Below are 15399 nucleotides of genomic sequence, written 5' to 3'. Positions count from 1 at the left end.
CCGTTAACTAAGTCGGGCGAATAGTACCACAAGTACTTCTTATGATCCTACCCCTATCCGGTACTGGAGCGCTGATTTCGGATTATTCATTATATTTCAGCAGTTAACCCAATCGTGTTGTTCGTAACCAACCCTACCCCATTACCATTCCATTATATGCATCATCTTACCAAAGCGTACTCCCTATTACTTCTGGCCTTTGTAACAGCCTGTAGTACCAGCGAAAGCGTCCTTGACGACAATGAAGGATTATCCGCCTTCAGCGCCGACAGCCTCAAAAAGCACGTAGCCATACTGGCCTCAGATGCTTTTATGGGCCGAAAGCCCTTTACCGAAGGCGAAACCAAAACCATTAACTACCTGCAGCAGCAGTACCGCGCCGTGGGGCTGGAGCCCGGCAACGGCACCAGCTACCTGCAGGAAGTACCCATGGTCAATATCCAGGCCACCGCCGCACCTACCATGCAGGTTACTTCGCCCAAGGGTACTATTACCCTCAATGCCCCTACCGACTACGTGATCTGGACCGACCGTACCGAGCCTACCCTCAGCCTCGACAACAGCGAGCTGGTATTTGCGGGCTACGGCGTAGTGGCTCCCGAATACAACTGGAACGACTACGCTGGCCTGGACGTAAAAGGCAAGGTAGTAATGGTAATGGTCAATGACCCGGGCTTCTGGTCGGGCGATACTACCTTGTTTAAGGGCAAGGAGATGACCTACTACGGCCGCTGGACCTATAAGTTTGAAGAAGCCGCTCGCCAGGGTGCCAAAGGCTGCCTCATTATCCACCGCACCGAGGCCGCCGGGTACCCCTTCGCCGTGCAGCAGAACAACTTCAACACCTCCCGTCTGCAGCTGGACAACCGCGGCAAGACTATCCCGAACTGTGACGTGATCGGCTGGATGCCGGAAGCAGTAGCTACCCGCCTGATGCAGGAAGCGGGCCAGGGAACCGACCTGCTGACCAAAGCGGATCAGCGCGGATTCAAGGCTGTACCGCTGGGTCTGAAGCTGAGTACTACCATGCAGGTGAAGACTACCTACAACAAGACCCACAACGTCATCGGCAAGATCACCGGTACTGAGCGCCCGGATGAGGTAGTAATCTACACTGCCCACTGGGACCACCTGGGTATCGGTACGCCCGACGCCACGGGCGACTCCATTTATAACGGCGCCCTCGACAATGCCTCCGGCACCGCCGCCCTCATCGAACTGGCCCGCGCCTTTAAGAGCCTGAGCAAGCAACCCGAGCGTACTGTTGTGTTCCTGGCCGTGACCGCCGAGGAGCAGGGGCTGTGGGGGTCAGCCTACTATGCTCAGAACCCGATTTACCCGGTCAATAGGACCGTAGCTAATATCAACATGGACGGCCTTAACCGCTTTGAACCTACTAAAGACATGGTACTGGTAGGCGAAGGACAGTCGGAACTTGAAGAATACGCCAAAGAGGTAGTCGAGAAGATGGGAGGCTATATCTCAGCCGAGACACATCCCGAAGCCGGCTACTACTACCGCTCCGACCACTTCAACTTTGCCAAGGTAGGTATTCCGGCCCTGTACCTCGAGTCAGGTATTGATGTAGTAGGCAAAGGCAAAGAGTACGGTCAACGATTACAGGATGAGTACACCGAGAAAGACTACCATAAGCCTTCCGACGAGTACGATGCCGCCACCTGGACCATGGCCGGAGCCATTAGTGAGCTCAAGCTACTCTTCCAGATCGGTAAGCGTCTGGCCTACGAAGAAAAATGGCCAGGCTGGAAAGAGGGATCGGAGTTTAGAGCCATCCGGGAGAAGCAGCGAAAATAAAAGGATTTACGCACTGTATAGATATAGAGAAGAATAAACAGGCCAGGCTCCCAGCAGAAGTTTAAAAACTACTGTTGGGAGCCTGGCCCTTTACGTTAGATACACGGTACTAGTTTCTCCTCTTGGTTCTGAACGTACTGGCCGGACCATAGTACGTCATTCCTGACTTGGTGGTTACGTAGGCACGTATCGTGTACTCGGTATCTGGTTTCAGATTCTGGATGTAGGAAGCAAACCGGTACGGATGTCCATCACTGGCCGACACGATACCATTCTCCGTCTGGCCATCATAGGCATTATAGTCAGGATGCTCCATTGACAGATCTCCTCTTTGGTTGATGAGTGGTTGCGACACAATATTGCTCCATACATGACCATGCTCCACGATAGTTCTGCTTCCCACTATATCCAGCGTAGAGGCTACTCTGACAAAGCTTGAAGTAAGATTATCCATTTCGTTGGCACTGGTACCGGTCGTATTAAAAGCCGGAGCAATCTGATGTACATTGAAGTACGCTGTCGAAAGTACTCGCTTGCCTTTCACACTTACGCCCAGTTGGCAGTTTTCGGCATCTTTGGGTACCCGGGTAACCAGGCAGGTAGCCGAAGCCGAGTCCAGGTAGGCATCTACATCTCCAAATCGAATGGTATTGTCGGCCAGGTTTGCCGAGAAACCAGATCCTGTAATCATTACCCGATCTCCGGTATTTCCTGCGGCCGGAGTGATGGCCGTAATTGTGATACCGCTGGCAGTACCAGGCTCGGGTTCGGTTGTCTTGTCGCAGTTGACAAGGGCTACTGCTAGTAAAGGGAGTAGCGCTAGCGGGTAAGTTTGTGGCTTTCTCATGGTTTGGATACTTCTGGTGGATTATAGGTAGTGGTACTATGATGGGGCAGTAGAAGTCTGCTTCGGCAGGTGTAACCCAGCCGACCAAAGGCAAAAACACGGAGACGATTCGTTGAATACCAGGCAGTAGCTGCTTACTTATCTTACCAGCTCGTGGGTGAAGGTACTGACTGTGGCACGTTAGAAGGCGGAGAGTCCGGCGCGGAACTTGTGGGTAGGTCTGGGGGCGGATTTAACAACCGCCGCTACCAGGTACAATGGGTAAGTCACGTTGCATAGAATGAAATGGCTAATAGATGCTGTGTGATTAGTTAACTACCTGTTAGTCGTCTGTTCGGCTTCGTCGGGAAACGCCTGATCTGCTTTTTTTCGGAATTATTTTTATTTCCTGCCGCAGATCTCCGTTTGGCTCCTCATCTGCCACCTGATTAAGCGTACTGTACCTCCTGCTCCCTATATGGGTCAGGGTAGGTACCCAGGCACCGCTGCACTTCCTTACGCCTTCTCCGCGAAATCGGCAACGTAGTACCATTGACCAGCGTGATGTAGTAGCCATCGTAGCTTTCGATGTATGACCTGTTGATCAGTTCCGACCGGCTTACCCGGACAAAGCCCTTCGGGCTGAGTCGTCCTTCCAGTATCCCCAGCGTAGTAGCTACCGTAATTCTCTTCTTTTTAAGAAGATGCACCTGGGTGTAGTTGCAGTCGGCCTGGCAGAAGATGATTTCGTCGGTTGCTACGAGTGTATAGCCCCCGATATGTACGCAGGATTCGGGAGCAGATGTGGATATAGCGTTCATAGTTGGTGTGGATCAGTATGGCTGATGAATATTTTACTACATCAGGCAGGTTAATAGCCCGAACCCGATACGCCTGCCTCACAGGGTCTCCGCAATAAGGAGTACATCCACGAAGCCCGAGTACGGATCATCGATGTGTCCGCTGCCATCCCGCAGGAGCAGGTTTACACTGAAATTCGCCGTGCGATCTCTGAATGTGATCTCGTTTATATCCACCTTCTCCTGCAAGAGGTGGTGGTCGCCGTTACTGAACCGCATGTTGAAGCCGTTGATGGCGGCCCCTACGCTCCGGATGTTGCGGGAAAAGGTGGCCGAGCGGTTGATGGTCTGTTCGGCATCCCTTCTTGAGGGAAAATCGATCCGAATGGTTTGGAATTCAAGTGCCATAGCTGTTAAGGGTTTTAAAAGGTGATTGATTTAACCATCACGTTTCAGCGGACCGGTAAGGGTTATTCCTGAAACGAGATCATTTGTGACTGCTTAGTCGGGAAGAGCGTAAGGGTCGGAAACAGGTCGGACGATTTTTTTTCATAATACAGCGCATCCCCTGTTTTTCGCGAGGTACTGCGTCGGGTATGGGCGTCGTAGTAGCTGGTTACTATGAGCTCGTCAAAGTCACGTTTAGGGTAAGTAGATACCAGTCGGTCTATAGGATGAAAAGCCAATACATATATCTCCTCCAGCTGTACAGGGCTCTCCCCTCCCCGCCGGATCACATACAGGGTATCGCTGCTTCTGCCCTTTCCCGTTTTCATCCTGAAGCCAAACGAATCACCCGTAGGGAGTACGCCGGGTATGGTATAGTAGACAGAGTCGCCGGGTAAGCGGACCTTCAGGAGTACTGAGTAGCTTGATCTGTTCAGCCCCATCTTTCGCATGGGTACTACGTAAGCATCATCAGGGGCCAGGGGCGGTACATTGACCAGATGGTAGGTCAGAAAGGGCGCTGCCTGTGGGGGCGTTTGCCCGTAGGCGTTCAGGCTGCCCAGGGTGACACAGCAGGCCACCAGCAGGGTACGTAGGCAGGTTTTCATGGGGCGCTATGGTTTGGGTTGATCAAAAAAAAGTGTGTTGTCTGCCCCATTAGTCGCACTACCACTGGTAAGCGGCAACCGTTAAATCATATTTTTCTGATTTTCAGTTACATTTATTATATTTATCTGTTAGATAGATCCGCACCCACGTATGGCTTTTTTTTCCAGGACTCCCCCTGACTCTTCCATCATGGAGGGGATTTGCAGTGGCGGTGCCGAGCGGCGCCACTGCGAACGACAGCTTTATGAAAAATACGCCTACCTGATTCGGGAAGGTACACGTAAGCACAACCTGTCGGAGCATGACAGCTCCATAGCCTATTCGGATGCGGTACTTACTGTGATCGAACACCTCGTGGCGGAGCGATTCCAGGGGCGATCCGAGCTCAAAACCTACCTCTACCAAATATTTTCGAACAAATGTGTTGACCTTATCCGTCGAAATACGACTAACAAGGCGCAGGTCCATCGTTCCGAAGGCCTAAACGACGCCCTGAATCTGCTGCCCGACGAGGCACGTACGGTAGTGCAGGAACTCGTGCTACAGCAGGACATGGATCTGCTCCGGCACCGGCTCCGGTCGCTGGGCGAAAAGTGCCAGCGTATACTGTGGGCGTGGGGAGAAGGATACAAGGACGATGAGATTGCAACCCAGCTCGACTACCAGTCGGCGGCCGTAGCCAAAACCAGCCGCCTGCGCTGTCTGGAGAAGCTACGGGAACTGTACCACATGGGAAGCAAAACCAAATAAGCGAAACACAGCATCATGAATGAGCGCATCGAACACTATTTTAACCGGCAGCTGCCGCCTACGGAGCAGGAACAGTTTGAGAAAGAACTGCTCCATAACCCCCAGCTGGCCGAAGAGGTAGCCCTGTACCTCAGCGTAAAAGAGGCCCTCAGGGCTGAGATCTTAGCCGAACGGCACGCCGAATGGCAACAGCTAGCCCCCCCACCTGCCAGGAGCCAGCACCCGGGCCGGGTGGTGCCACTCCGCCCCTGGTACTACTCGGCAGCTGCCGTGCTGGTACTGGCCATAGGGTTGGTTTGGTTCTGGCTGAGTTCGCTTACTCCCGATGTACATCAGATGGCCGACGCCTACGTTGAAGAAAACCTGGCGAGCCTATCCGTACCCATGGATACCGAAATGGACAGTCTGACGAGTGCAATCCATAGCTACAACGACGGAGACTACGCCACCGCCCGGGCCAAAGGACAGGCCATCCTTCAAAAAAATGCCAGCAATGCTGACGCCCTGAATCTGTTAGGAGTGATTGCCTTGCGCCAGAAAGAGTACGAGCAGGCCATTACGTACTTCCACCGCCTGGCCGCCATCCCTGACCTGACTGCCAACCCCGGCACCTTCTACGAAGCGCTGGCCTATATACAGCGGGGCCAGCCCTCGGACCTAGCCAAGGCGAAGCAACTCCTGCAGACGGTCATAGCACAAGACATGGATGGCGCAGCAGAGGCTAAAAAATGGCTGGCTGAAATGGAGGATAACTAGCAAGTCAGGTGGCTGACTTTGCAAGAGTAAGAATACACAAATTACCTAAAGCAGTACCCTTTCTATCAGCCAGTATACGACATACACACACTAAACTTAATGAAAGATGGAAAAAGATTTTGACAAACTCAGTGCGGAGGAACTTGCTGACCTGGCCATTTTCACGCCCGTACAAAAGAGGGTTGAAAAACTGGAAGGACGTCCTGATGGTATTCCTGGCAAAGGAAGACCGGAAGACCCCTATCAAGGCAAACCCGGAAACCCCAATGGTGGAAAAGGTAATGAGCCTGAAAGTGTCTATTATGTCATACCCAACCAAAAAATACTAACCTTTCATCCGGAAGATTTAGAAAAACTGATACCCAAAAAAGATAAAGCGGAAGACCATCAGAAACCTCCACGGAAAGATAATTCTCCATTAACTGATTCGCTGAATATCTCGCTTGACTACCTGAAGAGCCTGATTCAGTTTCTGGAAGCCAAAATAGACTGGGAGTTCAGGCACAGTGAAGAGGAAAAAGCAGGCTTTAAGAAAGAGCCCAAACGGCCGGTTCATGGTAAAGATATCACCTTCATCGGAAGGTTTGAATCCAATCGCGAGAAGGATGTACTATTCAGGGTTATTCGTATAAGCGACTGCCTAAATGAAGAAGAAGAATTTAGATTTGAAGGACCTAGTGTAAATATTCTTGTAGAATGGGATGAAGTATATGCCACTCCTCCGGGTGACATTGAGCTCCCATTTGAAAGTGTACAGGCTGACAATCTTCTCCTTATCAACCATGAGGTCAAATCCAGGCCGAGCTATCCCCCACAGGCAACCGGAGAGGTAATTCGCGCCTATGACTCAGATTTTAAGCCATTCATGTCCAGTGGATCTCTGGAAAATAATGACAGCCAGTTCTATAGCGATTTGTTAATTCCCCCAAACAGCCAGCGTCCTATTGTAGCCGTAATGGATACAGGACTAGCCTATAAATGGAGCCGGATAACCTGCAAAAGGAGGACGAGGGGTAGGTACTTTATCCATTTTGACAGGATCAAGCATCGAAGAGACTTTCTTATAGCCAAGGCACAGAACAGCGATTGTGTACCTGTTAAAAACTTTGGCTTTTGTGGCGTTACCGACTACTTACTCAAACCTGTCTACATTGGCCAGTTACGAGTATTACGGCAATATACAACCGCCCAAATTATGGCAAGTCCCTATGACGACAACCTTGTTGATGTTAAAGTAGAAGGTGACGTAGTGGTCAAAAAGGCCGGCAGACACGGTTCTATCGTGTCTGCCATTATCAATTATCCCTATCCCAATGTACCGGAGCCGACGAATCAGGTACTACCCGTTAAGGTTTTCAACTACGGGGGCATAGGTACTTTATTTGATGTACTGAGTGGATTTAATTACATCATAGCCAGCAAAAAAGCAGGTGTAGACATCAAGATCATAAATGCCAGCTTTAGCGGATCGCTAAGTAATGTGGGGCGGTATATGCTTTACCAGAAATTGAAGACCATTACTGAAACCCATAAAATATGGGTAATAGCCGCGGCAGGCAACCAGAGATGGAATCTTGATGAACATCCGCTGTATCCGGCCAGCTTCGGATTACCTGCTGTCAGAGGCGGCCTGGATAAGGTAATCACAGTTACGTCAGCCTATAACGATGGGAACATAGTAGGTAATAGGGGCGATGCCGTTTCTATAAAAGCCCGTTCTGCGTTTCCCGATGGTTTCCTGTCAGTTCTTCTGATGGAAGGCGGTGCACGGCTCCAGGGTACTTCATTCGCTGTGCCTTACGCAGCCGCCGTACTGGCCACAGCACCCAATAACGTTGCGACAAGAGCCGACGCCATCGATTATCTCTTGCGCCATCCGATTCCGGGAGTAGTATCGTTTGAACATCCTTAACCCGATTCTGCCATGCGTACGCTGCTGATTAGTATGGGTTTGTTATGCACAGTAATTACGGGGCTGGCCCAATGCCCTTCCCGCCTACAACTCCACACCGAGTTGCAGCCTCTCCTGTCCAACCGACAGGAGAGTGCATCGGTAGTACAGCAACAAACACAACTACGTAGCTGGCTCGGCCGCTGGCAGCGCTGCCACGGCCGAGCCGATTCCAGCTATGTAGCCGCTCTCAATCAGCTGGCCCAAACTCACATTCATCTTAACGACTTACCCCCTGCCATTCGCTATCTACGGGAGGCTATTGAGCTGTACAAAAAGCCAAGTCTGCGGCTCAAAACCAGCGCACTCGCCATGTCGTATTATCGGTTGGGAGCCAATCTGATCTACACCAACGAAGAAGAGCAATCCATCCAACCCTTACTGAAAGCTACCGAAATAGGTCAGCGCCACCCGGAGGCAAGGCGCTGGGCGGCCTTTGCGTATCCCTACATCATCTACTACTACTCAATAAAGGGGGATTATGAAAAATCACTCCTATACGCCGAACAGGGAGAAGAAATAGTGGTATCCATGCAGGACGATATTGCTACCTCAAAATTTTTTCACCAAAAGAGTCAGGCCCTGACCGAGCTGGGACGGTATGACGAAGCCAGACGGACTCTTGAGCATGCCATTGCGCTAATTCGAAAATACCCTAAATTGAATCGGGAGTATGCATCTCAGGAGCGGCTGATGGGACGTATTCTAAGAGAAATGGGACGCGCGGAGGAAGGCCTGGAACACTATCTCCGGGCCTACCACATTGCCCGGAAGAACGGGAACGAAGATTTGGCTGATTTTGCTAATTCCCTGGGTCAGCATTACTACACTGTCGGCGACTACAGCAAAGCACTTACCTACTACCAGGAGGCCCTACGACTTAACAAAAATCAGTCTAATACAAGTATCATACTGGACAACATCGGCCTGACGTATAGCCGGATGAACCAGTTCGAGAAGGCACTGCAGTACCACCAGCAGGGTCTTACCCAACTCTCCATAGCCTATACCGATACGCAGCGTACTTCGCTGCCTCCGGCCCAAACCATCCGTTCCGAGTTTCAGAAGGAGTACTTTCTGGTGAATGTTCAGGATAAAGCCGACACCTGGCTCCACTACGCGCAGGCCCGGCGGAACGACCGCACCAAACTGCGCCACGCGCTACGTACTTACATGCTGGCCGATAGCATGATCGATTATATGCGGTGGGAACATTCGCAGGAGGGCTCCAAGTTGTTCTGGCGGCAGAAAACCCGGAGCATGTACGAAAAAGCCATCCACACCTGCTATCTGCTCAATGATCCGGAGGCGGCGCTGTACTTTTTTGAGAAAAGCCGGGCGGTACTCCTGAGCGACAAGCTCAACGAGCTGAACGCTAACCAACTGCTCAAGCCCGAAGAACTGGAACAGGAAAAAGGGTTACGAAAGCAGATCGCAGACCTGCAGATTCAGCTTAGTCAGAGGCTACCCTCGGATACAGCCCTGCCCAGGCTCCGCAACCGGCTCATCGAAACCCAGAAACAACAGGACCTATTCATCAAAACCCTCGAAAGCAACAATCCGCAGTACTACCGCTACAAGTACGACCGTCACGTACCTGATCTGAACCAATTGCGGCGACAATTAGCTGCTTCCGGAGGGGATAGTCAGTCTTACCTGACCTACTTTGTGGGTGATAGTACCTTGTACGGGATCTACATCAGTCAGGAGCGCGTCACGTTCAGGAAGCTCAATCGTAGTGACTACCTCCGGCACCAGCAGGAATTCACCAGGCGACTCATAAGCCGGGAGCAGCGGAACCGCCACTTCAACCAGTATCTAGGGGCGGCGCACGGCCTGTACCAACAGCTGATAGCCCCCTTTGCCATTCCGAAAGAGACCCGCCTGATTATTTCGCCCGATGGCGATTTCATCCCGTTTGCCGCGCTGAGCCTTTCGCCTCATCAGCCCGACTACCTCATCCGGCACCACGCACTGAGCTACACCTACTCGGCCCGTTTTCTGGAAACAGTTCCCGGTTCCCGGTCCGGCTGGTGGAGCGACAAGGCCTTCCTGGGCATGGCTCCGGTCGAGTACCGGACCTTACAACTGGCTACCCTACCCGACTCCGACCTGGCCCTCAAAAAGATCCAGAAATACTTTGTATTTCCCCGCAGCCTTATCCGGCAGGCCGCTACCCGCCGTGCCTTTGTGGAGCAGGCGCCCGACTACCGCATTGTGCAGCTCTTCACCCACGCCGACGCCGATAGCGCCCGCACACCTCAGCTCTACTTTGCCGATTCGGTGCTGAGCCTGCCCGACCTGGCGGCGGTCCGGGAGTTCCGTACGCGGCTCATGGTACTGTCGGCCTGCAAGACCGGCATCGGCAAGCACCAGCGGGGCGAAGGGGTATTCAGCCTGGCCCGGGGCTTTGCCGGCCTGGGTATCCCCACTACCCTTACTACCCTGTGGAGCGTCGAAAACAAAGCCATGTACGGACTGAATGAGCTCTTCTACCAGTACATTGCCGACGAACTCCCCCTGGACCTGGCCCTGCAGAAAGCCCAGAACGAGTGGCTCGCCACCTCCAGCCGCGGCAACCAGCTTCCCTACGTCTGGGCGGGAGTAGTACTGGTAGGCCGCACCGATCCGATTGAGGAGTACTCGTATGGTACAGTAGGAATTGCCACGCTGACGCTGCTCCTGATAGTTGGCCTGATCGGGGTACCCAGGTACTTAGGGAAGAGAAAGCGCCCCCTTCTGCCTCGGATCAGGCAGTGAGGTAGTAAGTAAAATGAAGCAGCTAAGGACTTTGATAAAGGAAAACAAATGGGCTCCCCCACAGTTATACATACGATTATTCCCGCTAGAACTAAGATTTCATTAACAACAACTGACCAATAAGACTGTAAAGAGCCGCCCTGATGGGGCGGTTTTTTATTTATTCACCCCGCGGCTCCACCAGTACTACCTCTTCCTTATCCACGATGACGGCCCCTTCGGCCAACCCTTTGGGCTTGCGAACAAATTTCTTGGGTGTGACAATGACGGGGCAAAGCGTATCGGTTCGTCGCCTGGAGTACCAGGCGGCCAGTTGTGCCGCCCGCTCGATCACCGGTGCCGGGAAGTTCTTACCCGCCTGGTACTTGATCACCACGTGCGAGCCCGATACATCGCGGGCGTGCAGCCATAGGTCCTCCTTGTAAGCGTACTGCCGCGTGAGCAGGTCGTTGTTTTTGGCGTTGCGCCCTACGAGTATGGTATAGCCCTGGTACTCGACCTTCTTAAAAAGATCTCCCTGTACCGGAGCATTAGTAGTCTGTTTGAGGCCGTGTTTTTTGATGTAGGCGCGTAGCTCACGTAGCTGCTCTATGCCTTCGATGGCTTCGAGGTGAGCGCGTAGCTGCTGGAGCTCCTGCTCGCGGGCTTCGGAGCTTTCCTGTAGCTTGGCAAGCTCGATCTTTTCGTTCTTGGCCTTGCGGTAGTACATCTCCGCGTTTTTCTGCGGCGTGAGGTCTTTCTTGAGCTTGATGGTAATGGGCTGGTCGCGGTAGAAGTCGTACAGCTCCACCCGCTCGGCGCGCTCAGGTACCAGGTGCAGGTTAGCCATCAGGATATGCCCCATCTGCTCGTTCCGGCCACCTTCTTCCAGCTCTATCAGTTTCTGGAAATTGTTCTCGAGGTACCGTTCGGTTTGCTGGATCCGTTTTCGGAGCAGGCGTACCATCTCCCCCTTCTCCCGCTCGATGTTGCTCATCCGGACGTGAGCGTAGTAGAAGCGGTTCAGCGCTTCAAGCGGGTCGGTATAGGTATCGCGGATCTCCCCCATCGGCAGCAGCGACAGGAAGGGTGTATAGTTGAGGATGGTCAGGTAGTAGCCCGTTGGGCTTTCTAGTTCATGTACCACCTGCTGTATCACCGTCCAGCGCTCCCGGGGCTCCGCTAGATCGGCAAGCTGTTCTTTCAGGTAGGCATTCACTTCTTTCCCAAAAGTCGGGTACAGGGCCTCATGCCGCCCTCCCTGCTGCTCGTAGGCCTCGAAGGTTTGGTCCAGCGGGCGGGTGAGCTGGCTGAGCTGTATCTGCTGATCGGCAACGAGTTTGTTGTTGAACAGGTCCACGGCCTGCCCGGTGGTATCAAAGTGGATGATGTTGGAGCGGTTACCAAAGAGCTTGAACACCAGCGTATCACCGCCTTCCAGCTCTATACCCAGAGCGCGCTCGTTCAGGTAAGACTTTACCCCGGTAACCGGCTGATCGTACAGATCCGTAAACAGATCCACGCTGTTGCGACGGGCGCGGTCAAACTGATCGGGGAAAGTCAGGCTGGCGAAGTCGGATCGTAGCGACGCCTTAATAAAAAAGGGCTTATAGTAGTTGAGCTTGCCCCGCGCCTCGGCAAATACCATGATGATCTCATCCTTTTCCTGACTGAAGGCTTCCATGAAGCGCTTGCCACGGATCTCTTCGTGAAGACGGGGAGCCAGCTGACGTAGAAAGTAGTAATTCTGGTGCACGAGTAGTAGGTACCTGGGTTCAGCCGCAAAGGTAGGGGTTTTGAGTTGAGCTCTAAGCTTTATGCCTTAAGCTATAAGCAAACGAGGCGCAGTTGCCTGCGCCTCGTCTAAAAAATAAACTATTGGGATTGGGAAGTACATGCGAAGTAGTCTATCTTATGCAGGATTTTTATATTCTTGCTAACACACTTTACTCCATTCCTTCTTTCCTCCCTTCCTCCTTTACTTACCACTCTGAGCGATCATTCGCTGAACGGCCTCATCGATCGTATACTCCAGCTTCTCCATCTTCTTAGGCAGTACGCCTTCGGCTACCGACTTCAGAACTACGGTGTTGTTATCGGCATCCACCATTTCCAGCGAAAGTCTACCCATATCGTAGCGGCCTACTTCCTTCTCTTCTACCTGCCATCGCCAGCGGTACTGCCCCATATAGCGCGGAGCGCCATCGTTCATAAAGTTGGTCTGGCGGGTCTGGATTTTCTCATCCACGGCCAGGCTGATGTTGATCTTCAGATCCGGATTAGCGCTTTGCTTCATCCCCTTGCTCTGCAGGTTACGCGCAATGGCGTCCTTCATCATATTTACACTGTTGGTGAGCCGTACCTGACCCGGCAGGGGCAGGCCATCCCCCTCTACGTTTACCTCTCCAAACCCGAAGGTGGGGTACTGAGCTGCACTTAACTCCTGCGCTTTGTGGGCATCTACTACCCGCACCCGTGGGCTACACGAGACTACGGCCAGCATGCTGATCAAAGCGATTATATAGGTTGTTACTCCTCTCATCTTCTGCACGGTTATATACTAGTAAAATGTACGTTTATACAACGAAATAACATTATTTTCACGCATAAAGTGCCCATAGAAATCTCTATCGGAAACTATACTGAGCAGTAAGGGAATAAAATATTATACCTCCAGCGTAAGGCCGTCGAAGGCCAGGCGGATGTGCGAAGGGAGCTCAGCCTCGACGGCCTCGTGCAGGCCCATCCGGTGGCTAAGGTGGGTAAGGTAGGAAACAGGTACATCGAGGCGGTTGATGAGCTCAACGGCCTGAGGTAGCGTAAAGTGGGAAATGTGCGGCTCGCGCTGCAGGGCGTCCAGGACCAGTACTTTGGAGCCTTTTACTTTTTCGAGTTCGGGCTCGGAGATGTAGTTAGTATCCGTAATGTAGGTAAAGTCCCCCACCCTAAAACCATAGACGGGCATCCTGCCGTGCATGACCTCAATGGGTGTAAAAAGGACCCCTTCCACCTCAAAAGGCTGGTTGGTAATAGGGAGTAGCTGCAGGTGAGGTACCCCTGGATAGCGGTCCTCTTCAAAGGCGTAATAAAATTCCCGCTCGATCTGATCAAGTACCTCCTGTCGGCCGTACAGGGGCATGTCCCGGCGCTGACGGAAGTTGAAGGCCCGTACATCGTCCAGGCCGGCTACGTGGTCCTTGTGCTGGTGGGTAAATACAACGGCATCCAGCTTACGGACCCGCGCCCGCAGCATCTGCTGCCGGAAGTCCGGACCGGTATCAATCACAAAGGACTTGCCCTGTACCTCCAGCCAAACCGATACCCGTAACCGTTTGTCGCGGTAATCCAATGAACGACAAACGGCACAGTCGCAGGCGATAACAGGTACCCCCTGCGACGTACCGGTTCCAAGGAAAGTAACCCTCATGCAAACTACTTATCGGTATGATGCGCCACGACTTCTACCAGGCGGTCAAAGTTGAGTGGTTTCATGAGGGCGTCGTTGAAGCCTGCCTCTTTGAAGTCTTCGTCGGAGTAGTTTTTGGCATTGCCTGTAATGGCAACGATCGGCGTCTGGGCCTTTTGAGGATCGCCAAGAGCACGAACGGCACGGGCACATTCCATACCATCCATCACCGGCATATTTATGTCAAGAAGAATAATGTCAAAGTTTTCTTTTTCGAGAAGCTGGAGTACCTGCTCACCATTTTTAACGGCGGTAATCTCGTAATTCTGGAATTCAAGGATTTTACGAGCTAGATTTTGAATAACCGAGCTATCTTCGGCTATCAACACACGTTTGGTATAAGACATGTTGAATTGTCGGGTTTGATTATACAATTGACATGGTGAATTTAGGTATATTTCGAATTAGTACGCAAGCAAGCTATCTTTAATTGGTAAAATTCATCTGTAATTTCATGGGCAGCAGCTGATTTACAAACAGTTATTCATCGTCGCCCTGAACCTACCAAACCTTACCCTCAGATGCTCAACATAGTCACTTTTAACTATTCATAACCCTACCAGCTATACCCATGGTCTCCCGGTAGTACCGGCAGCCTGGGTCTAGCATGCCAACTATACCATTTCGTAATACTACTGCTATGCTACGTTACCTGTATCTTTTCCTGCTGTTATCGGGTCCGCTACTGGCTCAGGAATACGAGGAAGACATTGCCATTCACCGCGATGAGTACATGGAGGAATTCCTGACTACTCCCAATTCTCCCCTCAAGAAAGAGGACCTGGATGGGCTGCGTTTCTATGAGCCCAACCTGGCCTACCGGGTAGAGGCCCGCTTTGTCGCTACGCCGAAGAGTGCGCCTTTTGAGATGCCCACCTACGACGGCAAGCAGAAGACCTACGTCAAGTACGGGGAGCTGCACTTTCAGATCCAGGGCAAGCTCCAGAAGCTGATCGTTTACCAAAGCCTGGGCTTACGCCAGCTACCGCAGTACCGCGACTACCTGTTCATCCCCTTTAAGGACCCGACCAACGGCCAGAGTACCTACGGCGGAGGCCGCTACCTGGACCTCCGCCTGAAAGACATCAAGGACAAACGCCTGCTGCTGGACTTCAACAAGGCCTACAACCCCTACTGCGCGTACAGCGACGGCTATAGCTGCCCGATTCCGCCAAAGGAAAATCACCTCAAGGTAGCGATTGAGGCCGGTGAGCGGACCTACGTCAAAGCCCGCTAACGG

General features: G+C 52.3%; 14 protein-coding genes. 6 read left to right on the top strand and 8 right to left on the bottom strand.

The genetic code is table 11. The annotated features are described in order from the left end of the window. Positions 1–156 precede the first annotated feature (156 nt). Positions 157–1815 carry a M28 family metallopeptidase gene (locus JTN23_RS01215; RefSeq protein ID WP_247231720.1) on the top strand — a complete coding sequence of 553 codons (1659 nt, stop codon included), beginning with the start codon at positions 157–159 and terminating at the stop codon, positions 1813–1815. A 109-nt stretch (positions 1816–1924) separates the two neighbouring features. Here JTN23_RS01215 and JTN23_RS01210 read toward each other — a convergent pair whose 3' ends face one another. The 4 genes from JTN23_RS01210 to JTN23_RS01195 form a co-directional block, all read right to left on the bottom strand. Next, complete coding sequence (locus JTN23_RS01210; protein WP_247231718.1) at positions 1925–2662, bottom strand: IPT/TIG domain-containing protein; 738 nt, start codon at positions 2660–2662, stop codon at positions 1925–1927. Between the two features lie 428 nt (positions 2663–3090). Next, the gene (locus tag JTN23_RS01205; protein WP_247231716.1) at positions 3091–3462 is read right to left on the bottom strand and encodes a LytR/AlgR family response regulator transcription factor; all 372 of its coding nucleotides are present in this window, start codon (positions 3460–3462) and stop codon (positions 3091–3093) included. A gap of 78 nt (positions 3463–3540) precedes the next feature. Continuing rightward, complete coding sequence (locus JTN23_RS01200) at positions 3541–3849, bottom strand: hypothetical protein (protein WP_247231713.1); 309 nt, start codon at positions 3847–3849, stop codon at positions 3541–3543. A gap of 62 nt (positions 3850–3911) precedes the next feature. Further along, on the bottom strand, positions 3912–4496 hold the full coding sequence (locus JTN23_RS01195; RefSeq protein WP_247231711.1) for a hypothetical protein: 585 nt from the start codon (positions 4494–4496) through the stop codon (positions 3912–3914). 151 nt (positions 4497–4647) lie between these two features. On the opposite strand from JTN23_RS01195, the gene JTN23_RS01190 reads away from it, so the two are divergent. From JTN23_RS01190 to JTN23_RS01175, 4 genes are all read left to right on the top strand, one after another. Beyond that, the gene (locus JTN23_RS01190; protein WP_247231709.1) at positions 4648–5247 is read left to right on the top strand and encodes an RNA polymerase sigma factor; all 600 of its coding nucleotides are present in this window, start codon (positions 4648–4650) and stop codon (positions 5245–5247) included. A 15-nt stretch (positions 5248–5262) separates the two neighbouring features. Further along, positions 5263–6003, top strand: coding sequence for a tetratricopeptide repeat protein (locus JTN23_RS01185; protein WP_247231707.1), 741 nt, complete (start codon positions 5263–5265; stop codon positions 6001–6003). A gap of 106 nt (positions 6004–6109) precedes the next feature. After that, positions 6110–7915 carry a S8/S53 family peptidase gene (locus JTN23_RS01180; protein WP_247231705.1) on the top strand — a complete coding sequence of 602 codons (1806 nt, stop codon included), beginning with the start codon at positions 6110–6112 and terminating at the stop codon, positions 7913–7915. A gap of 12 nt (positions 7916–7927) precedes the next feature. Then, complete coding sequence (locus JTN23_RS01175) at positions 7928–10714, top strand: CHAT domain-containing protein (protein WP_247231703.1); 2787 nt, start codon at positions 7928–7930, stop codon at positions 10712–10714. 160 nt (positions 10715–10874) lie between these two features. Here JTN23_RS01175 and JTN23_RS01170 read toward each other — a convergent pair whose 3' ends face one another. The 4 genes from JTN23_RS01170 to JTN23_RS01155 all read right to left on the bottom strand — a co-directional run bounded on the left by JTN23_RS01170 (position 10875) and on the right by JTN23_RS01155 (position 14506). Continuing rightward, complete coding sequence (locus JTN23_RS01170) at positions 10875–12449, bottom strand: NFACT RNA binding domain-containing protein (protein ID WP_247231701.1); 1575 nt, start codon at positions 12447–12449, stop codon at positions 10875–10877. 222 nt (positions 12450–12671) lie between these two features. Next, a complete protein-coding gene (locus JTN23_RS01165; protein WP_247231699.1) occupies positions 12672–13235 on the bottom strand; it encodes a DUF4136 domain-containing protein in 564 nt (187 codons plus the stop codon). Positions 13236–13358: 123 nt separating this feature from the next. After that, positions 13359–14120 carry an MBL fold metallo-hydrolase gene (locus tag JTN23_RS01160; protein ID WP_247231697.1) on the bottom strand — a complete coding sequence of 254 codons (762 nt, stop codon included), beginning with the start codon at positions 14118–14120 and terminating at the stop codon, positions 13359–13361. A 5-nt stretch (positions 14121–14125) separates the two neighbouring features. Then, complete coding sequence (locus JTN23_RS01155; RefSeq protein ID WP_247231695.1) at positions 14126–14506, bottom strand: response regulator; 381 nt, start codon at positions 14504–14506, stop codon at positions 14126–14128. Between the two features lie 293 nt (positions 14507–14799). Between JTN23_RS01155 and JTN23_RS01150 the strand changes: the two genes are divergently transcribed. After that, a complete protein-coding gene (locus JTN23_RS01150; protein ID WP_247231693.1) occupies positions 14800–15396 on the top strand; it encodes a DUF1684 domain-containing protein in 597 nt (198 codons plus the stop codon). The last annotated feature ends 3 nt before the right edge of the window (positions 15397–15399 follow it).

It is taken from the genome of Telluribacter roseus, from assembly GCF_017355915.2.
In the GTDB taxonomy this organism is placed as follows: Bacteria; Bacteroidota; Bacteroidia; order Cytophagales; family Spirosomataceae; genus Telluribacter.
Note: the sequence above shows the minus strand (reverse complement) of the source record. Positions and strands in the feature narration are given on the sequence as shown.